The 19,920-nt window shown below is 72.8% G+C and carries 14 protein-coding genes; 7 read left to right on the forward strand and 7 right to left on the reverse strand.

From position 1 onward, the window contains the following. Window positions 1-201 precede the first annotated feature (201 nt). The 4 genes from trpB to lgt all read left to right on the forward strand — a co-directional run bounded on the left by trpB (window position 202) and on the right by lgt (window position 4,237). On the forward strand, window positions 202-1,440 hold the full coding sequence (gene trpB / locus DEJ46_RS29650) for a tryptophan synthase subunit beta (RefSeq protein ID WP_055644092.1): 1,239 nt from the start codon (window positions 202-204) through the stop codon (window positions 1,438-1,440). Next, window positions 1,437-2,258, forward strand: coding sequence for a tryptophan synthase subunit alpha (gene trpA, locus DEJ46_RS29655; RefSeq protein WP_150271251.1), 822 nt, complete (start codon window positions 1,437-1,439; stop codon window positions 2,256-2,258). The genes trpB and trpA overlap by 4 nt, the downstream gene beginning before the upstream one ends. Before the next feature lie 64 nt (window positions 2,259-2,322). Next, on the forward strand, window positions 2,323-3,180 hold the full coding sequence (locus tag DEJ46_RS29660) for a DsbA family protein (RefSeq protein WP_150271253.1): 858 nt from the start codon (window positions 2,323-2,325) through the stop codon (window positions 3,178-3,180). A 64-nt stretch (window positions 3,181-3,244) separates the two neighbouring features. After that, a complete protein-coding gene (lgt, locus tag DEJ46_RS29665) occupies window positions 3,245-4,237 on the forward strand; it encodes a prolipoprotein diacylglyceryl transferase (RefSeq protein WP_150271255.1) in 993 nt (330 codons plus the stop codon). A 76-nt stretch (window positions 4,238-4,313) separates the two neighbouring features. Here the strand turns inward: lgt and DEJ46_RS29670 are convergent, their stop codons facing one another. From DEJ46_RS29670 to DEJ46_RS29700, 7 genes are all read right to left on the reverse strand, one after another. After that, entirely contained in the window at window positions 4,314-5,129 is an 816-nt protein-coding gene (locus DEJ46_RS29670) for an HpcH/HpaI aldolase/citrate lyase family protein (RefSeq protein ID WP_190622961.1), read from the reverse strand. Continuing rightward, window positions 5,126-6,352 carry a CaiB/BaiF CoA transferase family protein gene (locus DEJ46_RS29675; RefSeq protein WP_150271256.1) on the reverse strand — a complete coding sequence of 409 codons (1,227 nt, stop codon included), beginning with the start codon at window positions 6,350-6,352 and terminating at the stop codon, window positions 5,126-5,128. The genes DEJ46_RS29670 and DEJ46_RS29675 overlap by 4 nt, the downstream gene beginning before the upstream one ends. Beyond that, window positions 6,349-7,269 carry a ribokinase gene (gene rbsK / locus DEJ46_RS29680; RefSeq protein ID WP_150271258.1) on the reverse strand — a complete coding sequence of 307 codons (921 nt, stop codon included), beginning with the start codon at window positions 7,267-7,269 and terminating at the stop codon, window positions 6,349-6,351. Before rbsK ends, DEJ46_RS29675 begins: the two co-directional genes overlap by 4 nt. Next, window positions 7,266-8,639 (reverse strand): ADP-ribosylglycohydrolase family protein, encoded by a 1,374-nt coding sequence (locus DEJ46_RS29685; protein ID WP_150271260.1) that lies wholly within the window; start codon window positions 8,637-8,639, stop codon window positions 7,266-7,268. Before DEJ46_RS29685 ends, rbsK begins: the two co-directional genes overlap by 4 nt. Beyond that, window positions 8,636-9,802 carry an ADP-ribosylglycohydrolase family protein gene (locus tag DEJ46_RS29690; protein ID WP_150271261.1) on the reverse strand — a complete coding sequence of 389 codons (1,167 nt, stop codon included), beginning with the start codon at window positions 9,800-9,802 and terminating at the stop codon, window positions 8,636-8,638. Before DEJ46_RS29690 ends, DEJ46_RS29685 begins: the two co-directional genes overlap by 4 nt. After that, window positions 9,768-11,090: an ADP-ribosylglycohydrolase family protein gene (locus DEJ46_RS29695; protein ID WP_150271263.1), complete on the reverse strand. Its 1,323-nt coding sequence runs from the start codon at window positions 11,088-11,090 to the stop codon at window positions 9,768-9,770. The genes DEJ46_RS29690 and DEJ46_RS29695 overlap by 35 nt, the downstream gene beginning before the upstream one ends. 98 nt (window positions 11,091-11,188) lie before the next feature. Continuing rightward, the gene (locus DEJ46_RS29700) at window positions 11,189-12,181 is read right to left on the reverse strand and encodes an ADP-ribosylglycohydrolase family protein (protein WP_150271264.1); all 993 of its coding nucleotides are present in this window, start codon (window positions 12,179-12,181) and stop codon (window positions 11,189-11,191) included. A gap of 256 nt (window positions 12,182-12,437) precedes the next feature. Here DEJ46_RS29700 and DEJ46_RS29705 point away from each other — a divergent pair, with 256 nt between their 5' ends. The 3 genes from DEJ46_RS29705 to DEJ46_RS29715 all read left to right on the forward strand — a co-directional run bounded on the left by DEJ46_RS29705 (window position 12,438) and on the right by DEJ46_RS29715 (window position 19,794). Then, window positions 12,438-13,166, forward strand: coding sequence for a VIT1/CCC1 transporter family protein (locus tag DEJ46_RS29705; RefSeq protein ID WP_150271266.1), 729 nt, complete (start codon window positions 12,438-12,440; stop codon window positions 13,164-13,166). 615 nt (window positions 13,167-13,781) lie between these two features. Next, window positions 13,782-18,341, forward strand: a complete 4,560-nt coding sequence (gltB, locus tag DEJ46_RS29710) for a glutamate synthase large subunit (RefSeq protein ID WP_150271268.1) — start codon at window positions 13,782-13,784, stop codon at window positions 18,339-18,341. After that, complete coding sequence (locus DEJ46_RS29715; protein ID WP_150271270.1) at window positions 18,334-19,794, forward strand: glutamate synthase subunit beta; 1,461 nt, start codon at window positions 18,334-18,336, stop codon at window positions 19,792-19,794. The genes gltB and DEJ46_RS29715 overlap by 8 nt, the downstream gene beginning before the upstream one ends. Window positions 19,795-19,920 lie beyond the last annotated feature (126 nt).

Consider the following 19,920-nt stretch of genomic DNA (forward strand, 5'->3'; position numbering starts at 1 on the left):
GCTGCCCACCCCCGTGTGGGCCACACCCTCCCCGAGAGGGGGGACCCCCAGCCAGCGGAACGACTGCCCACAACGGGCGGGTGGCGGCCCGCAACGGGCGCAGTACCGGCTATGGCGGTGCCGTACGTGAGGGGCTCGCGCGCATACCGTGACCATCAACCACACGTATCCCGGGGCATCCGCCCCGCGAGGAGCATCCGCATGTCCAGCGAGTTCTTCATTCCGGACCCGGAGGGTCAGGTTCCGACCGCCGAGGGCTACTTCGGTGCCTACGGCGGCAAGTTCATCCCGGAGGCGCTCGTCGCCGCGGTCGACGAGGTCGCCGTCGAGTACGACAAGGCCAAGTCCGACCCCGAGTTCGCCCGCGAGCTCAACGACCTCATGGTCAACTACACCGGCCGCCCGAGCGCCCTCACCGAGGTCCCCCGGTTCGCCGAGCACGCCGGCGGTGCCCGGATCTTCCTCAAGCGCGAGGACCTCAACCACACCGGCTCCCACAAGATCAACAACGTGCTCGGTCAGGCCCTGCTGACCAAGCGCATGGGCAAGACGCGGGTCATCGCCGAGACCGGCGCCGGTCAGCACGGCGTGGCCACCGCCACCGCCTGCGCCCTCTTCGGTCTCGAATGCACCATCTACATGGGCGAGATCGACACCCAGCGCCAGGCCCTCAACGTGGCCCGGATGCGGATGCTCGGTGCCGAGGTCGTCGCCGTGAAGTCCGGCAGCCGCACCCTCAAGGACGCCATCAACGAGGCGTTCCGGGACTGGGTCGCCAACGTCGACAGGACGCACTACCTGTTCGGCACCGTCGCGGGACCGCACCCCTTCCCCGCCATGGTCCGCGACTTCCACCGGGTCATCGGCGTCGAGGCCCGGCGCCAGATCCTGGAGCGCGCCGGCCGCCTCCCCGACGCGGCGATCGCCTGCGTCGGCGGCGGCTCCAACGCCATCGGCCTCTTCCACGCCTTCGTCCCCGACGCGGGCGTGCGCCTGATCGGCTGCGAGCCGGCCGGCCACGGCGTCGAGACCGGCGAGCACGCGGCCACCCTGACGGCCGGCGAGCCCGGCATCCTGCACGGCTCGCGCTCGTACGTCCTCCAGGACGAGGAGGGCCAGATCACCGAGCCGTACTCGATCTCGGCCGGCCTCGACTACCCGGGCATCGGCCCCGAGCACGCGTACCTCAAGGACAGCGGACGCGGCGAGTACCGCGCCGTCACCGACGACGCCGCCATGCAGGCACTGCGCCTGCTCTCCCGCACCGAGGGCATCATCCCGGCCATCGAGTCGGCACACGCCCTCGCGGGAGCCCTGGAGGTCGGCAAGGAGCTCGGCAAGGACGCGCTGCTCCTCGTCAACCTCTCCGGGCGCGGCGACAAGGACATGGACACGGCCGCCCGCTACTTCGGCCTGTACGACGGGGAGGGCTCCAAGTGACGAGCGGAAACATCCAGCTGCTGAGCGAGACCCTCGCCAAGGCCAAGGCGGAGAACCGGGCCGCGCTCATCGCGTACCTGCCGGCCGGCTTCCCGACCGTCGACGGCGGCATCGCGGCGATCAAGGCCGTCTTCGACGGCGGCGCCGATGTCGTCGAGGTCGGGCTCCCGCACAGCGACCCGGTCCTCGACGGGCCCGTCATCCAGACCGCCGACGACATCGCCCTGCGCGGCGGCGTCAAGATCGCCGACGTGATGCGGACGGTCAAGGAGGCCCACGAGGCCACCGGCAAGCCCGTCCTCGTCATGACGTACTGGAACCCGATCGACCGCTACGGCATCGAGCGCTTCACCGAGGAGCTCGCCGCGGCCGGCGGCGCTGGCTGCATCCTGCCCGACCTGCCGGTCCAGGAGTCCGCCGTCTGGCGGGAGCACGCCGACAAGCACGGTCTCGCCACCGTCTTCGTCGTCGCGCCCAGCAGCAAGGACGAGCGCCTCGCCACCATCACGGCGGCCGGCTCCGGTTTCGTCTACGCCGCCTCGCTCATGGGTGTCACCGGCACCCGCGAGTCGGTCGGCGAGCAGGCCGCCGACCTCGTCCGCCGCACCCGCGCCACCTCCGGGCTGCCGGTGTGCGTCGGGCTCGGCGTCTCCAACGCCACGCAGGCCAAGGAGGTCGCCGCCTTCGCCGACGGCGTCATCGTCGGCTCCGCCTTCGTGCAGCGGATCCTCGACGCCGATGGTGACGAGGCCGCCGGGCTCGCCGCCGTAAGGGAACTGGCGGGCGAACTCGCGGCGGGCGTGCGTCGCGTTTCGTAACCCATTTGGGTGGATCTGGGACCGGGGAGGCACGTACGTGCCTCCCCGGTTCGTTGCTGTGGGCGTGAGCGAGAAGAACCGTGGTGACGGTAACCGGAGCGCGCGGGAGCGCCTCCAGCAGCAGCGCGAGCGTGACAAGGCCCGCGAGAAGCAGCGGCGCGTCCTCATCGTGTCGACGGCGGTGGTCGGCGTCCTGGGCCTGGCCGCGGTCGTCGGGGTGATCGCCGCCAACAGCGGCGACGACGGCGGATCGGACAAGGCGGGGCCCGTGGTGGCGCCGACGGGGTCCGTCGAGGGCGACAAGCCCGCCATCCCCACGGGCAAGGCGGACGCCCCGTCGACGCTGGCGATCTGGGAGGACTTCCGCTGCCCGGCGTGCGCCCAGTTCGAGAACGTCATGCGGGACACCATCCACGAGCTGGAGGCCGCCGGCGCGCTCAAGGCCGAGTACCACCTCGCCACCCTCATCGACGGGAACATGGGCGGCAGCGGCTCGCTGCGCGCGGCGAACGCGGCCGCGTGCGCGCAGGACGCGGGGAAGTTCACCGCGTACCACGACACGCTCTACATCAACCAGCCGCCGGAGACGGACGACGCCTTCGGGAAGAACGCCGAGCTGATCGAGCTGGCCGCGAAGGTGCCCGGGCTCGACACGCCCGCGTTCCGCAGCTGTGTCGAGGACGGCACGCACGACAGCTGGGTGGAGAAGTCCAACGAGGCCTTCCGGAACGGCGGCTTCCGCGGCACGCCGTCCGTCCTCCTCAACGGCGAATCGATCTTCCCGACGAAGGGGAACGAGCAGATCTCCCCGGAGAACCTGAAGAAGTGGGTCGCCGAGGCCAACAAGGGCAAGAAGCCCGGCACGGCCTCTCCCTCGGCCCCCGCCGCCCCCTCCGCTCCCGCGGCTTCCCCGGCGGGTTAGTTACCCATACGTTGCCGGGTGGGCTGCCGTCACGCCCGCCCGGCAGGGTAGCGTCGGTCCTGCCATGGACCTTGCCTACATTCCCAGCCCGTCGACCGGCGTGATCAACCTCGGACCGATCCCGCTGCGCGGCTATGCCTTCTGCATCATCATCGGTGTCTTCGTCGCCGTCTGGTACGGCAACAAGCGCTGGATCGCCCGGGGCGGCACCGCCGGCACCGTGGCCGACATCGCCGTCTGGGCGGTGCCCTTCGGCCTCGTCGGCGGACGCCTCTACCACGTGATCACCGACTACCAGCTGTACTTCAGCGAGGGTGAGAACTGGGTCGACGCCTTCAAGATCTGGGAGGGCGGCCTCGGTATCTGGGGCGCCATCGCGTTCGGCGCGGTGGGTGCCTGGATCGGCTGCCGACGCCGGGGCATCCCGCTTCCGGCGTACGCGGACGCCATCGCGCCCGGTATCGCTCTCGCCCAGGCCATCGGCCGCTGGGGCAACTGGTTCAACCAGGAGCTCTACGGCAAGCCGACCGACCTGCCCTGGGCGCTGAAGATCACCGAGAGCGCGAACCGCGAGGCCGGGCTCTACCACCCGACCTTCCTCTACGAGTCGCTCTGGTGCGTCGGCGTCGCCGTCCTCGTGGTCTGGGCCGACCGCCGCTTCAAGCTCGGCCACGGGCGCGCCTTCGCGCTGTACGTCGCCGCGTACTGCGCGGGCCGCGGCTGGATCGAGTACATGCGCGTCGACGAGGCGCACCACATCCTCGGCCTCCGGCTGAACGTGTGGACGGCGATCATCGTCTTCCTGCTCGCGGTGACCTACATGGTGATCTCGGCGCGGATCCGGCCGGGCCGCGAGGAGATCGTGGAGCCCAGGGCCGAGAAGGCGGGGACGGCCGGGGAGGGCGCGACGGGCGTCGACGCCGATGTCGACGCCGACTTCGACGCGGACTTCGACTCCGACGCGTCCGAGGACGCCGTCTCCGGCGCGGTCCCGGACTCCGACGAGGACGTGGACCACGGCGCCGGCAACGGCGCCGGATCGGCCACCAAGGGCTGATCCTCAGTCGTCGCAGGGCCGCCGGGACCGAGAGGTTCCGGCGGCCCTTTCACGTGTACGGCGGTGGCGCGGGAGGTCAGGCCGTGCGGGAGGCGAGGGCGAGGACCCGGTGTGCGCCCTCCACGACCGCCGCGTCGACGAAGCGGCCGTCGGAGAGGGCCAGGGCGCCCCGGTCCGTCCCGGCCGCCGCGATGACCTCCCGCGCCGCGTCGACCTCCTCCGGAGTGGGGAGGTAGGCCCGCTCGATGACGGGGAGCTGGCGGGGGTGGATCGCCGCCCGGCCGAGGAAGCCCATCGCCCGGCCCCGGGCGCAGCCGGCGGCCAGGGCGTCCAGGTCGCCGATGTCGGGATGGACCGACTGCGCGGGGGGCGGCAGGGCCGCGGCGCGGGCCGCGACCACCACACGGCCGCGCGGCCAGTCGAGGCCGCTGTCGTCCCGTATCCCCAGGTCGGCGCGGAGGTCTGCCTCGCCGAGCGCGATGCCGCGCACGGCCGGGTGGGCGGTGGCGATGGCGTAGGCGTGCTCCACGGCGAGGGCGTTCTCCAGGAGCGGGTAGAGGGGGAGACCGGGGGCGAGGCCGGCGATCCGGTGGATGTCAGTGGCGTGTGTCACCTTGGGTACACGGAGACCGCAGAGGCCGGGGAGGGGGGCCAGGGTGGGGATGTCGAGCGGGGAGTGGACGCGGACGTGCACCGGGACGGGGTGGGCGTCGGCGAGCAGATCGACCGTGGCGTCGAGGGCGTACGCCTTGCGGTGCGGGGCGACCGCGTCCTCCAGGTCGACGATGACGACGTCGGCGCCGGAGGCCAGGGCCTTGCGGACGACCTCGGGGCGGTCGCCGGGCGCGTACAGCCAGGTGAGGGGAGTGCGCAGGCGCTCCATACCGTTCATACCGCTCCTTGCGCGCGGAGGGCGTCGATCTCGGCGGGGGTGAGGCCGAGCTCGGTGAGGACGGCTTCGGTGTCGGCGCCGTGCGGGCGGCCGGGCCAGCGGATCGCCCCGGGCGTCTCGGAGAGCCGGAAGAGCACGTTCTGCATCCTGATCGGGCCCAGTTCCGGGTCCTGTACCTCGGTGACGGTGCCGAGCGCCCGGAACTGCGGATCGTCGAGGACGTCCCGGACGTCGTAGACCGGGGCGATGGCGGCCTCGGCCTTCTCGAAGGCGTCCATGGCCTCGTCGCGGGTGTGGCGCGCGATCCAGGTGCCGACCGCCTCGTCCAGGACGTCCGCGTGCTCGGCGCGGCCCGTGCCGTCGGCGAACCACGGCTCGTCGGTCAGCTCCGGACGGCCGACGAGGCGCAGCACGCGCTCCGCGATCGACTGGGCCGAGGTGGAGACGGCGACCCAGGAGCCGTCGGCGGTCCGGTAGGTGTTGCGCGGGGCGTTGTTGCGGGAGCGGTTGCCGGTGCGGGGCTGGACGTAGCCGAGCTGGTCGTACCAGAGGGGGTGGGGTCCGATGACGGAGAGCATCGGTTCGATGATCGCCATGTCGACGACCTGGCCGCGGCCGGTCGTGGTCCTGGCGGTGAGCGCGGTCATCACCGCGTACGCGGTGGCGAGGGCGGCGATCGAGTCGGCCAGGCCGAAGGGGGGAAGGGTGGGCGGGCCGTCCGGCTCGCCGGTGATGGCGGCGAAGCCGCTCATCGCCTCGGCGAGGGTGCCGAAGCCGGGGCGGTGGGCGTACGGGCCGAACTGGCCGAAGCCGGTGACGCGGGCGAGGACGAGACGCGGGTTGACGGTGGAGAGCTCCTCCCAGCCCAGACCCCAGCGTTCCAGGGTGCCGGGGCGGAAGTTCTCCACGATCACGTCGGCGTCGGCGGCCAGTCCGAGGAGGGTGTCGCGGCCGCCCGGCGCGGAGAGGTCGAGGGTGATCGTCCGCTTGTTCCGGCCGAGGACCTTCCACCACAGGCCGACACCGTCCTTCGCGGGGCCGTGGCCGCGGGACGGATCGGGCTTGCGGGGGTGCTCGACCTTGACGACGTCGGCGCCGAAGTCCCCGAGCATCGTGGCCGCGAGCGGGCCGGCGAAGAGGGTCGCGAGGTCCAGGACACGCAGTCCGCGCAGGGGAGGCGCGGCCGGGGCGGGGGGCGTGGGGGCGTGCTGCGTGGTGGTCATGCGGGGTCGGCCTCCAGGTCGCCGAGGGAGCCGAAGGCCGCCTCGATCTCGGTCCGGTACGGCATCGAGGTCGACGCGCCCTCGCGCTGGACGGAGAGCGCGGCGGCGGCCTGCGCCCAGGCCAGCGCCTCCGGGACGGGGCGGCCCTCGCCGAGGGCGACCGCGAGGGCGCCGACGAAGGTGTCGCCGGCCGCGGTGGTGTCCACGGCCGTGACGCGGGGGGCGGGCACGGTGACCGGTTCGGCGCCGCGCGCCGCGTACAGGCTGCCGGACGCGCCCAGGGTGACGACGACCTCGGGGACGTCCCGCAGCAGGGCCTGGGCGGCGGCGCGCGGGTCGGTGTGCCCGGTGAGCGCGGCGGCCTCGTGCTCGTTGGGGACCAGCAGGTCGGTGGCGGCGAGGAGTTCGGGAGGGAGCTGCTGGGCCGGTGCGGGCGTGAGGACGGTGCGGACGCCGAGGCGGCGGGCGGTCGCGGCGCCCTCGGTGACGACGGAGAGGGGGAGTTCGAGCTGGAGGAGCAGGGTGTCGGCGGTGCCGATGAGGGCCTCGTCGCCGTGGCTGAGGGAGGTGACGGTGGCGTTGGCCCCGGGGACGACGACGATCGCGTTGCCGCCCTCGTCGTCGACGACGATGTGGGCGGTGCCGGAGGGGCCCTCGGCGGTGCGCAGGAGGTCGGTGTCGACGGCGCAGTGCTCCAGGTTGGTCCGGAGGCGTACGCCGAAGTCGTCCGCGCCGACCGCACCGATCATCGCCACCTCGGCGCCCGCGCGGGCGGCGGCGACGGCCTGGTTGGCGCCCTTGCCGCCGGGGACCGTGCGGAACGCGCGGCCGGTGACCGTCTCGCCGCGGGCGGGGGCCCTCGGTACGTAGGCGACGAGGTCCATGTTCGTGCTGCCGAGTACGACGATGCTGGTCATGGGCGTACAGCCTCCAGGTGTGTCAGTTCGGCCAGGGTGTCGAAGCCGATGCCGTCGAAGGACGGGACCGAGGTCGCGAGCCGGTTCTTGAGAGGGGCGGTCCACCGCTCGGGCAGCCGGTCGGGGTGACCGGCGAGCAGCCCGGCGACCGAACCGGCGGTGGCGCCGTTGGAGTCGGTGTCCCAGCCACCGGAGACCGCCGCGCAGACGGAGCGGGAGAAGTCGCCGTCGGCGTGGGTGAGGGCGGCGGCGAGGAGCGCGGCGTTGGGGACGGCATGGACCCAGTGGTACCCGCCGAACTCGGTGTGCAGACGGTCGACGACGGTGTCGAAGTCGCGCTCCTCGCGGGCGGACGCGATGCCCAGCCGGACGGCCGCGGCGAGGCGGGAGCGGGGCGGGACCGCGCCGAGCCCGGCGGCGAGCGAGCGGTGGACGTCGGCGGTGCCGGTCGCGGCGGTGGCGAGGGTGGCGGCGACGAACATGGCGCCGTAGACGCCGTTCGCGGTGTGGGTGAGGGCCGCGTCCCGGTACGCCTGCGCGGCGGCGGCGGCCGGGTCGCCCGGGTGGGTCCAGCCGTGGACGTCCGCTCGGATCTGGGCGCCGATCCACTCGCGGAAGGGGTTGCGGTGGACGGCGGTCAGCGGGGGCTCGACGCCGTCGAGGAGGTTGCGGTAGGCGACGCGCTCGGCCGTGAAGGTGCGGCCGGCGGGGAGTTCGTCGAGCCAGAGGCGGGCGACGTCGGCGGTGGTGAAGTCGCGACCGTACCGCTGGAGGAGCAGCAGGTTGAGGAGGGGGTAGTTGAGGTCGTCGTCCTCGGGCATCCCGTCGATGTTCTCGGCGAGGGAGGTGGTGGCGGAGCGACGGTTCCAGGGGTGGGCGGCGAGCAGCTCCGGCGGTACGCCGCGGGCGGTGAACCAGCTGGAGAGGGGCCAGTTGCCGGTGGCGCGGGCGAGGGCGCGGATGGCGGGGAGGGGCAGTTTCTCGACGGGCTTGCCGAGCAGACACCCGGCGGCCCGGCCGAGCCAGGCGGCGTGCAGACGGTCGCGGAGGGCGTCGCCCCCGGTCGCCTCGGAGTCCGGGGGAGGGAGGCTGTGGGGGGCCGTCAAGGACTGGATCTCGGGGAGGGCGGTCGGCTCCTCGCCCGACACGGGCGTGGGGAGGGCCGCCAGGGAGTCGAGGAGTTCCTCCGCCAGGGGGCGGAGGTCCGGGCGGGGGAGTTCGGAGGCGCCGGCCGTCTCCGGGGCCGGCGGGCCGCCCGCCTCGTACCAGCGGGCCGCGAGGGCGTGGGCGTCGCGGCCGTCCTCCGCGGCCTGGCGGAGCTCGTGGCCCACCAGGTCCTCCGGCTGCACCCAGGTCAGCCGGAGGTTCACCGGTCCGCGCTCGTCAGCGTCGCGAACGCCGACTCGTGCGCCCGGCGGAGCTCCACGTCCCGGGCGAAGACCTCGCGGGCCACCCGGGCCAGCGCGGTCGCCGGGGCGTGCAGGTCGAGCCGGCTCGCCTCCGCGACCTGCTTCGCCCAGTCGGTGGGGACGGCCGCCTCGCCGTGCAGCGCGCCCACGATCGCGCCCGCCATCGTGGCGATCGAGTCGCAGTCCCGGCCGTAGTTGACGGCACCGAGGACCGTACGCCGGAAGTCGCCCTCGCCGACGAGCAGCATGCCCAGGGCGATCGGCAGCTCCTCGATGGCGTGGAGCCGGGAGGGCCGGCGGGCGCCGAGGGAGGGGGAGCGGTAGTCGGGGCCGACCGTGTCGAAGGGGGCCACCGCCGCGCGGAGCGGGGCGAGGGCGGACTCGAAGTCCGTGTGCCGGACGGCCACTTCGGCGACGGCCTCGATCGCCGACCGGGTGCCGTCCTTGGCGAGGGAGAGGGCCGCTTCGACGACCGAGGAGGGCGTCGCGCCCGGCGCGCAGGCCGTGGCGACCGCCGCCGCGAACACACCGGCCGCCTCCCGGCCGTACGAGGACTGGTGGGCGCCGGCGACGTCGAGGGCCTCGGCGTAGGCGGCCGCGGGGTGGGCGGCGTTGACGAGTCCGACCGGCGCCATGTACATCGCGGCGCCGCAGTTGACGATGTTGCCGTCGCCGGCCTCGCGTGGGTCCACGTGGCCGTAGTGGAGCCGGGCCACGAGCCACTTCTCGGCGAGGAAGATCCGCTGGAGGGGGAGGGCCTCGGCCTCCAGCTCCGGGATCCAGATCGGGGAGCCCATGAGTTCGGGGACGAGGAAGTCCGCGACCGCGTACGCGTCGAGGTGGCCGCGGACCTTCTCGTACACCCGGACCAGGGCGTGGGTCATCAAGGTGTCGTCGGTGACGTGCCCGTCGCCCTTGTGGTACGGCGCGATGGGGCGGGCGGTGCGCCAGTCGTCGCCGTTCCAGGGGCCGACGATCCCGGTGACGCGGCCGCCGTGCCGCTCCAGGATCTGCTGGGGGGTGTAGCCCTCGACGGGGCCGCCGAGCGCGTCGCCGACGGCGGCCCCGAGGAGGCTGCCGGTGATCCGGTCATCCAGGGTGGATACATCCAGTGTGGGTGTCATGCCGGAATTGTCCACCTGGGGAGGCCGGTTCCGTGGCTCCCAGGAGCCCGGCGAGTTCGACCAGATCCGTCCCCGCGAGCCGGGGCAGCGCGCACCCCGCGAGCGTCCGGCAGGCCTCGCGCCAGGTCGGCGGCACCGAACGGCCGCCGCCCAGCGCGCCGGTGAGCGCGCCCGCGAGCGCGGGGGCGGAGTCCGCGACCCGGGAGAGGCAGACGGCGGCCGGGACGGCGGCCGTCATCTCGCCCCGGGCGGCGGTGGCGAGGGCGAGGGCGACCGGGACGGTCTCGGCGGCGGCGATCCCGTAGCTGTAGACGTGGTCCACGATCTGGTGCTCCAGGAGCGGGACCAGCTCGAAGGCCGAACCGGCGGTCCGGGCCAGCTTCACCGCGTAGCGGGCGTTGCGGCCGATCTCGGTGACGGGCGGGAGTTCGGCGAGGGCCGCGCCGACGGCCTCGTCGACGGTCGCCCCGCCGAGGGCCGCGGCGACGGCCGCCGCTGTCGCGCGGGCGCCGTGGACGCCGTCCCCGTCCTGGGTGTACCGGGCGTCGAACTCGGCGAGTTCGGCGGCGGCGCGGGGGTCGCCGGGGTGGACGACGGCGAGGACGGCGGCCCGGACGCAGGCGGCGTCGTCGAAGTAGTGCGGGTTGTCGTGGCCGGTGGCGGGCGGGCGCAGTCCGGTGGCGAGATTGCCGAGGCCGGCGCGTACGGAGATCCGGGCGCGGAGAGGGAGGACGGCGGACTCGACCTCGGGGGCGCGGTCGGCGGCGGCGGCGACCTGGCCGGCGAGGGCGTTCCAGGCGAGGTCGACGGCGGCGCGGAGGCGGCGGTCCGGGGGGAGGCCGGCGAAGACGGGGCCGGCGGCGGCGAGGACCGCCTCGGCGGTGAAGGCCGCCCACTCGGCGTCGTCGGAGGGGCCGAGGCGGAGGGGCTCGGGGGGCTGGTTGAGGGCGATGGGGACGGGGAGGGTGGTCGTCGCGTTCTGCTCCGCGAAGGTGTCGAGTTCGCGGGTGAGGCGGCGGGTCCACTCGGGCATGCGGGCGGCTCTGTGGCGGGCGGCGGGCCAGCCGGCGGCGTCGCCTGCGGCGAGGCCGAGGAGGAGGCCCTCGACCGCGTCGCGCGTGGCCCTGCGCGGCGCGTCGGGCTGTGGGGCCTCGTGGGCGCCGCCCCACGACCCGGTGACCCGCACCGGGGGCTGGTCCTGCGCGGTGAGGTCCGGTGACTCGGCGCCGGGCTCCAAGGGCACCAGCAGGTCCTGGTGGGCGGCGAGCAGGGGGCCGGAACCCGGCATCGGGGGCTGTGCCCACCCTCCCCCGGAGGGGGGACCACCATGCCCTCCGGGAGGATTGCCCACAGCGGTGGGACGGCTGCTCGTCGTGTTTCCGCTCATCAGGATTCCCCCTCCGGGGTCAGCAGGTCCGCGACGTCCAGGATGTGGTAGCCGCGCATGGAGGGCAGGCAGCTGCCCGTCACCGGGGCGATGGCCGTGGCCCAGTCGTCCGGGATGGAGCTCAGGCCGCCCGCCGCGCCGGCCAGGGCGCCCGCCACCGCCGCCGTCGTGTCGGCGTCGCGGCCCATGTTGACCGCGGTCAGGACCGCCGTACGGAAGTCCCCGCGGGCCGCCGCGAAGGCGCCGAAGGCCAGGCCCACCGCCTCCGGGGCCAGGTCCGTCCACGGGTAGCCGCCGATGACGACCGCCGAGCGGACCTGCCGCTCGCGGGTGAGCGGGTCCGGCTGGACGCGCTGGGCGGCGACGACCGCGCGGCGCAGGGAGCGGGCCGTCCAGGAGTCCATCGGGACGACGGAGAGCGCCGCCGCGATGACCGAGGTCACGCCCGCGCCCGCCATCGCCGCCGCGACGCCCGCCGCGACGGCCTGGCCCCCGTAGATGCCCTCTCCCTCGTGGCTGACGCTGCCGTCGATCGCGACGAGGCGCGCCGCCTCCGCCGGGCGGCCGGCGGCGAAGACCCCGAACGGCGCGGCGCGCATCGCGAGCCCGTCGCTCCAGGCGTGGCGGTGCTGGGCGGAGATGGGCGCGGCGAGCCCCCGGCGGAGGTTCTCCAGCGTGCCGCGCTCCGAGAAGCCCGCGCCGCGGAAGGGGCCTTCGTCGAGGTCGGCGATCCAGTGGTGCCAGGCCCGTTCGACGTGGTGGACGGTGAGCGCCGAGCCGTGCCGGGCGAGGAGCAGGGCCGAGAAGATCGCGTACTCGGTGTCGTCGGTGCCCGCCGGACGGTCCGTCACGAAGCCCTCGATGCGGCCCCATCGGCGGCGGATCTCCGAAGGGCGCATGTTCTCGGCGGGGGCTCCCAGGGCGTCGCCGACGGCGAGGCCGAGGAGCGCCCCCCTCGCCCGTTCACGCGTGTCGCATGCCGTGGTCGTCATTGTCGCGGCCCCTTCCTCGGTGGGGACGCAGCAGTTCGGCGCCCCGATGCCTGGATCTGTGCCACCGACGGCCGCGAACTCGCCGAAGAAACGGTTCTGTCACCCGGCTGACGCCACGTCGAAATCCGGTGCACCCGGTGAGGCGGGCCTTAGTAAGTACGGCCTGCCTTGCTGGCGGACCCCTTACATCGCGCGTATTTTCGAGGGTGTTGGGGGCGGCGGGTGCAACCCGGCCCGCCGGAACGAGGGGAGAGCCATGTCCATCATCGAAGCTCAGGCACCACTGCACGAGGCGCACCGCGACAACCACACGCACCGCGACGTGAACGGCGGTTGGCTGCGCCCGGCGGTGTTCGGCGCGATGGACGGTCTCGTCTCCAACCTCGCCCTGATGACCGGCGTCGCCGGCGGCGCGGTGTCCACGCAGACCGTGGTCATCACCGGCGTCGCGGGGCTCGCCGCCGGAGCCTTCTCCATGGCGGCCGGCGAGTACACCTCCGTGGCCTCGCAGCGGGAGCTCGTCCAGGCGGAACTGGATGTCGAGCGCCGCCAGTTGCGCAAGCACCCGATCGACGAGATGGAGGAGCTCGCCGCCCTCTACGTCTCCCGGGGCGTCGAGCCCGCGCTCGCCCGCGAGGTCGCCATGCAGCTGTCGAAGGACCCCGAGCAGGCCCTGGAGATCCACGCCCGCGAGGAGCTCGGCATCGACCCGGACGACCTCCCGTCGCCGATGGTCGCCGCGGTCTCGTCCTTCGGCTCCTTCGCGCTGGGTGCCCTGCTCCCCGTGCTGCCGTACCTGCTCGGGGCGACCGCGCTCTGGCCCGCCGTGCTGCTCGCGCTCCTCGGGCTCTTCGCCTGCGGGGCGCTGGTGGCCCGGGTGACCGCCCGCGGCTGGCTCTTCAGCGGGATGCGGCAGCTCACCCTGGGCGGGGCCGCGGCCGCCGTCACCTACGGGCTCGGGATGCTCTTCGGGGCAGCGCTGTAGCGGAGTGACAGCGGGGTCGTGGTGGCGTCGTGGTGACGGTGCCGCCGCCCCGACGGCGGTGGCGCCGCCTCCGGGCATCGGAACGGATTCCGTACCCGTAGAGACCGCCGGGAGGCCCCTTCAAGGGGCCTTTCCGGCATTTCAGGGCACTTTTTCGGGACGTAGGGCATGAATCGGCTGTGACGTATATCCCTGGCTCGATCCGTCGCCGCGATGAGACACTATGCACGACGCCACATAAGTAGCCGGTTACTCGGCGGTTTCGAACTCGTGACCAACGGGAATGAGGCATGAGCGTCGTCGGGCAATGAGGCCCACCCAGGCGGGCAACGGTGCCCGCTCAGCGACGGACCGCCGGAAGCCCGGAGATCCCTCCGGCTCCCCCGGCCCGTCCCCCGTGGAACAGCCCCTGTTCCCGCACCCCACAGGTGAGAACACACCACCACTGCGTGTCGGTGGTGTCCGCATGTTGGAACGAGCTATCCACTTCGCGAGAAGCCAGCCATCATGTAACCTGCACGAAATTTCGCGGAGGGCCAACGTCGTCCCTCGGCAGTAGCTCTCCCAGACGTGCTCTGGGAGGTGCCCCCAGCCACGACGACGACGGGAGAGCCGATGCGTTCCGACGCCTGGTCGCCCATGGACGGTCGCCCTGCTCCGCAGGGGATGTACGACCCCCGTAACGAACACGACGCCTGTGGTGTCGGGTTCGTGGCCACCCTCACCGGTGTAGCCAGCCACGCGCTGGTCGAGCAGGCGCTGACCGTACTGCGCAACCTCGAGCACCGCGGCGCCACCGGCTCCGAGCCCGACTCCGGAGACGGCGCCGGCATCCTTTTCCAGGTCCCGGACGCCTTCCTCCGCGAGGTCGCCGGATTCGAGCTCCCCGAGGCCGGCGCGTACGCCGTCGGCATCGCCTTCCTCCCCGAGGACGGCACGGACGAGACCGTCTCGAAGATCGAGACCATCGCCGCCGAAGAGGGCCTCACCGTCCTCGGCTGGCGCGAGGTCCCCGTCGCCCCCGAGCTGCTCGGCGCCTCCGCCCGCTCCACCATGCCGGTCTTCCGCCAGGTCTTCGTGGCCGACGGCGAGAACACGGGCATCGCGCTGGACCGCAAGGCGTTCGTGCTGCGCAAGCGCGCCGAGCGCGAGGCCGCGACCTACTTCCCGTCGCTCTCCGCCCGCACGATCGTCTACAAGGGCATGCTGACCACCGGCCAGCTCGAGCCCTTCTTCCCGGACCTGTCGGACCGCCGCTGCGCCTCCGCCGTGGCCCTGGTCCACTCCCGGTTCTCCACCAACACCTTCCCGAGCTGGCCGCTGGCCCACCCGTACCGCTTCGTCGCCCACAACGGTGAGATCAACACCGTCAAGGGCAACCGGAACTGGATGACCGCCCGCGAGGCGCAGCTCGAATCCCAGGTCTTCGGCGAGGGCTCGCTGGACCGGATCTTCCCGATCTGCACCCCGGACGCCTCCGACTCGGCCTCCTTCGACGAGGTCCTGGAGCTGCTCCACCTCGGCGGCCGCTCCCTGCCGCACGCGGTCCTGATGATGGTCCCCGAGGCGTGGGAGAACCACGACTCCATGGACCCGGCCCGCCGCGCCTTCTACCAGTACCACTCCACGATGATGGAGCCCTGGGACGGCCCGGCCTGCGTCACCTTCACCGATGGCGTCCAGGTCGGCGCGGTCCTCGACCGCAACGGTCTGCGCCCCGGCCGCTACTGGGTCACCGACGAGGGCCTCGTCGTCCTCTCCTCCGAGGTCGGCGTCCTCGACATCGACCCCGCCAAGGTCGTCCGCAAGGGCCGCCTCCAGCCCGGCAAGATGTTCCTCGTCGACACCGCCGAGCACCGGATCATCGAGGACGACGAGATCAAGGCCGGCCTCGCCGCCGAGAACCCGTACGCGGAGTGGCTGGAGACCGGCGAGATCGAGCTCTCCGACCTCCCCGAGCGCGAGCACATCGTGCACACCCACGCCTCGGTCACCCGCCGCCAGCAGACCTTCGGCTACACCGAGGAAGAGCTCCGCGTCATCCTCGCCCCGATGGCCAACACCGGCGGCGAGCCCCTCGGCTCCATGGGCACGGACTCGCCGATCGCGGCCCTGTCCGCCCGCCCGCGGCTGCTCTTCGACTACTTCACCCAGCTCTTCGCGCAGGTCACCAACCCGCCGCTGGACGCCATCCGCGAGGAGCTCGTGACGAGCCTCCGCTCCTCGCTCGGCCCCGGCAGCAACCTGCTGGAGCCCACCGCCTCGTCGTGCCGCAGCGTCACCCTGCCCTTCCCGGTGATCGACAACGACGAGCTGGCCAAGCTCATCCACATCAACGCCGACGGCGACATGCCCGGCATGAAGGCCGCGACCCTCTCCGGTCTCTACCGGGTCTCCGGCGGCGGCGAGGCCCTCGCCGCCCGCATCGAGGCGATCTGCGCCGAGGCCGACACCGCGATCGAGGGCGGCGCCCGCCTGATCGTGCTCTCCGACCGGCACTCCGACGCCGAGCACGCACCGATCCCCTCGCTGCTGCTCACCGCGGCCGTCCACCACCACCTCATCCGCACCAAGCAGCGCACCAAGGTGGGTCTGCTGGTCGAGGCCGGTGACGTCCGCGAGGTCCACCACGTCGCCCTGCTCATCGGCTACGGCGCCGCGGCGGTCAACCCGTACCTCGCCATGGAGTCCGTCGAGGACCTGGTCCGCGCCGGCACCTTCATCGAGGGCCTGGAGCCCGAGCAGGCCATCCGGAACCTGATCTACGCGCTCGGCAAGGGCGTCCTCAAGGTCATGTCCAAGATGGGCATCTCGACCGTCGCCTCCTACCGCGGCGCCCAGGTCTTCGAGGCCGTCGGCCTCGACGCCGGCTTCGTCGCCACGTACTTCAACGGCACGGCCACCAAGATCGGCGGCGCCGGTCTCGACGTCGTCGCCAAGGAGGTCGCCGCCCGCCACGCCAAGGCGTACCCCGTCTCCGGCGTCCCCTCGGCGCACCGCGCCCTGGAGATCGGCGGCGAGTACCAGTGGCGCCGCGAGGGCGAGCCGCACCTGTTCGACCCGGAGACCGTCTTCCGCCTGCAGCACGCCACGCGCAACAAGCGGTACGACATCTTCAAGAAGTACACGGACCGGGTGAACGAGCAGTCCGAGCGCCTCATGACGCTCCGCGGCCTCTTCGGCTTCACCTCGGACCGCGAGGCGATCTCGATCGACGAGGTCGAGCCGGTCAGCGAGATCGTCAAGCGGTTCTCGACGGGCGCCATGTCGTACGGCTCCATCTCCCGCGAGGCGCACGAGACCCTCGCCATCGCCATGAACCAGCTGGGCGCCAAGTCCAACACCGGTGAGGGCGGCGAGGACCCGGACCGCCTGTACGACCCGGCGCGCCGCTCCTCGATCAAGCAGGTCGCCTCCGGCCGCTTCGGCGTCACCAGCGAGTACCTGGTCAACGCCGACGACATCCAGATCAAGATGGCCCAGGGCGCCAAGCCCGGCGAGGGCGGCCAGCTGCCCGGCCACAAGGTCTACCCGTGGGTCGCCAAGACGCGTCACTCGACGCCCGGCGTCGGCCTGATCTCGCCGCCGCCGCACCACGACATCTACTCCATCGAGGACCTGGCTCAGCTGATCCACGACCTCAAGAACGCCAACCCGGTCGCCCGCATCCACGTGAAGCTGGTCTCCGAGGTCGGCGTCGGCACGGTCGCCGCCGGTGTCTCCAAGGCCCACGCGGACGTCGTCCTCATCTCCGGCCACGACGGCGGAACGGGCGCCTCCCCGCTGACCTCGCTGAAGCACGCGGGCGGCCCCTGGGAGCTCGGCCTCGCCGAGACCCAGCAGACCCTGCTGCTCAACGGCCTGCGCGACCGCATCGTCGTCCAGACCGACGGCCAGCTCAAGACCGGCCGCGACGTCGTCATCGCCGCGCTGCTCGGCGCCGAGGAGTTCGGTTTCGCGACCGCGCCGCTCGTCGTCTCCGGCTGCGTCATGATGCGCGTCTGTCACCTGGACACCTGCCCGGTCGGCATCGCCACCCAGAACCCGGCGCTCCGCGACCGGTTCTCCGGCAAGGCCGAGTACGTCGTCAACTTCTTCGAGTTCATCGCCGAGGAGGTCCGCGAGCTCCTCGCCGAGCTGGGCTTCCGCACGATCGAAGAGGCCGTCGGCCACGCCGAGCTGCTCGACACCAGCCGCGCCGTCACCCACTGGAAGGCGCAGGGTCTCGACCTGGAGCCGCTCTTCTACGTGCCGGAGCTGCCCGAGGGCGCGGTCCGCCACGCCCTCATCGAGCAGGACCACGGTCTGGAGAAGGCCCTCGACAACGAGCTGATCCAGCTCGCCGCCGAGGCCCTGAACGCCGCCTCCGCCGAGGAGGCGCAGCCGGTCCGCGCCCAGGTCGCCATCCGGAACATCAACCGGACCGTCGGCACGATGCTCGGCCACCACGTCACGAAGAAGTTCGGTGGCGCGGGCCTGCCCGCCGACACCATCGACATCACCTTCACCGGCTCCGCCGGCCAGTCCTTCGGCGCCTTCCTGCCGAGCGGTGTCACCCTCCGCCTGGAGGGCGACGCCAACGACTACGTCGGCAAGGGCCTCTCCGGCGGCCGCGTCGTCGTCCGCCCGGACCGTGGCGCCGACCACCTGGCCGAGTACTCGACCATCGCGGGCAACACCATCGGCTACGGCGCGACCGGCGGCGAGCTGTTCCTGCGCGGCCGCACCGGCGAGCGCTTCTGCGTCCGCAACTCCGGCGCCCTGGTCGTCTCGGAGGGCGTGGGCGACCACGGCTGCGAGTACATGACCGGCGGTACGGCGGTCGTCCTCGGCGAAACCGGACGCAACTTCGCGGCCGGCATGTCGGGCGGTGTCGCCTACGTCGTCGACCTCGACCGGGACAACGTCAACTCCGGGAACCTGGGGGCGATCGAGAGCCTGTCGGACGCCGACAAGGACTGGCTGCACGATGTCGTGCGCCGCCACCAGGAGGAGACCGGCTCGACGGTCGCGGAGAAGCTCCTCGCCGACTGGGACGCCGCGGCGGCCCGGTTCAGCAAGATCATCCCCACCACGTACAAGGCAGTGCTCGCCGCCAAGGACGCCGCTGAGCTCGCAGGTCTCTCCGAGACCGAGACCACCGAGAAGATGATGGAGGCGGCGACCAATGGCTGACCCCAAGGGCTTCCTGACCACCGGACGCGAGGTCGCCAAGACCCGCCCGGTGGGCGAGCGAGTCAGGGACTGGAACGAGGTCTACGTTCCCGGTTCCCTGCTGCCGATCATCAGCAAGCAGGCCGGCCGCTGCATGGACTGCGGCATCCCGTTCTGCCACAACGGCTGTCCCCTCGGGAACCTCATCCCCGAGTGGAACGACTTCGCCTACCGCGAGGACTGGTCGGCGGCGCAGGAGCGCCTGCACGCCACCAACAACTTCCCGGAGTTCACCGGCCGCCTGTGCCCGGCTCCGTGCGAGTCGGCGTGCGTGCTGGGCATCAACCAGCCGGCCGTCACCATCAAGAACGTCGAAGTCTCCATCATCGACAAGGCCTGGGACGCGAACGACGTCAAGCCGCAGGTGCCCGAGCGCCTGTCCGGCAAGACCGCCGCCGTCATCGGCTCGGGCCCGGCGGGTCTCGCCGCCGCCCAGCAGCTGACCCGGGCCGGCCACACCGTGGTCGTGTACGAGCGTGCCGACCGCATCGGCGGCCTGCTGCGCTACGGCATCCCCGAGTTCAAGATGGAGAAGCGGCACATCAACCGCCGCATCGAGCAGATGCGCGCGGAGGGCACCAAGTTCCGCACGGGCATCGAGATCGGCCGCGACCTGACGTCGACGGACCTGCGCAAGCGGTTCGACGCCGTGGTCATCGCCGCCGGTGCCACCACCGCGCGCGACCTGCCCGTCCCGGGCCGCGAGCTGGGCGGCATCCACCAGGCCATGGAGTACCTGCCGCTGGCCAACAAGGTCGTCGAGGGCGACTTCGTGGCCCCGCCGATCACCGCCGAGGGCAAGCACGTCGTGGTCATCGGCGGCGGCGACACCGGCGCGGACTGCGTCGGTACGGCGCACCGCCAGGGCGCGGCCTCGGTCACGCAGCTGGAGATCATGCCCAAGCCGGGCGAGGACCGGAACGCCGGCCAGCCCTGGCCGACCTTCCCCATGCTGTACAAGGTCACCTCCGCGCACGAGGAGGGCGGCGAGCGGGTCTACTCCGTCTCCACCACCCACTTCGAGGGCGACGAGGACGGCAACGTCCAGTTCCTGCACCTCGTCGAGGTCGAGTTCGTCGAGGGCAAGCTGACCCAGAAGCCGGGCACGGAGCGCAAGATCCCCGCCCAGCTGGTCACGCTCGCGATGGGCTTCACCGGCACGGACGTGGAGAACGGCCTGGTCGCGCAGTTTGGTCTGGACCTCGATGAGCGGGGTAACATCGCCCGTGACGCGGACTTCGCCACCAACGTCGATGGCGTGTACGTCGCCGGTGACGCCGGTCGCGGCCAGTCCCTCATCGTGTGGGCCATCGCCGAGGGCCGCTCCGCCGCCCGTGGCGTGGACCGCTACCTGACCGGAGCCAGCTCCCTGCCGGCCCCGATCCGTCCGACGGACCGTTCGCTGACGGTCTGATCCCGCCGGATCACCCTGAGAACGTCCCGTACAACGACGTGCGGAACTGAGCGCGGCGCCCCCCGAATGTCCCCGACCGGACGACTGGGTGGGCGCCGCGGTGCTCCCATTGCAGGTCCGCAGCTG

The organism is Streptomyces venezuelae (assembly GCF_008642375.1).
Taxonomy (GTDB): domain Bacteria; phylum Actinomycetota; class Actinomycetes; order Streptomycetales; family Streptomycetaceae; genus Streptomyces; species Streptomyces venezuelae_G.

What these genes read in the sequence shown, in the direction of transcription:
- trpB (WP_055644092.1), top strand. Translation starts at nt 202, where the DNA reads ATGTCCAGCGAGTTCTTCATTCCGGACCCGGAGGGTCAGGTTCCGACC.
- lgt (WP_150271255.1), top strand. Translation starts at nt 3,245, where the DNA reads ATGGACCTTGCCTACATTCCCAGCCCGTCGACCGGCGTGATCAACCTC.
- DEJ46_RS29670 (WP_190622961.1), bottom strand. Translation starts at nt 5,129, where the DNA reads ATGAACGGTATGGAGCGCCTGCGCACTCCCCTCACCTGGCTGTACGCG.
- DEJ46_RS29675 (WP_150271256.1), bottom strand. Translation starts at nt 6,352, where the DNA reads ATGACCACCACGCAGCACGCCCCCACGCCCCCCGCCCCGGCCGCGCCT.
- rbsK (WP_150271258.1), bottom strand. Translation starts at nt 7,269, where the DNA reads ATGACCAGCATCGTCGTACTCGGCAGCACGAACATGGACCTCGTCGCC.
- DEJ46_RS29690 (WP_150271261.1), bottom strand. Translation starts at nt 9,802, where the DNA reads ATGACACCCACACTGGATGTATCCACCCTGGATGACCGGATCACCGGC.
- DEJ46_RS29695 (WP_150271263.1), bottom strand. Translation starts at nt 11,090, where the DNA reads ATGCCGGGTTCCGGCCCCCTGCTCGCCGCCCACCAGGACCTGCTGGTG.
- DEJ46_RS29700 (WP_150271264.1), bottom strand. Translation starts at nt 12,181, where the DNA reads ATGACGACCACGGCATGCGACACGCGTGAACGGGCGAGGGGGGCGCTC.
- DEJ46_RS29705 (WP_150271266.1), top strand. Translation starts at nt 12,438, where the DNA reads ATGTCCATCATCGAAGCTCAGGCACCACTGCACGAGGCGCACCGCGAC.
- gltB (WP_150271268.1), top strand. Translation starts at nt 13,782, where the DNA reads ATGCGTTCCGACGCCTGGTCGCCCATGGACGGTCGCCCTGCTCCGCAG.
- DEJ46_RS29715 (WP_150271270.1), top strand. Translation starts at nt 18,334, where the DNA reads ATGGCTGACCCCAAGGGCTTCCTGACCACCGGACGCGAGGTCGCCAAG.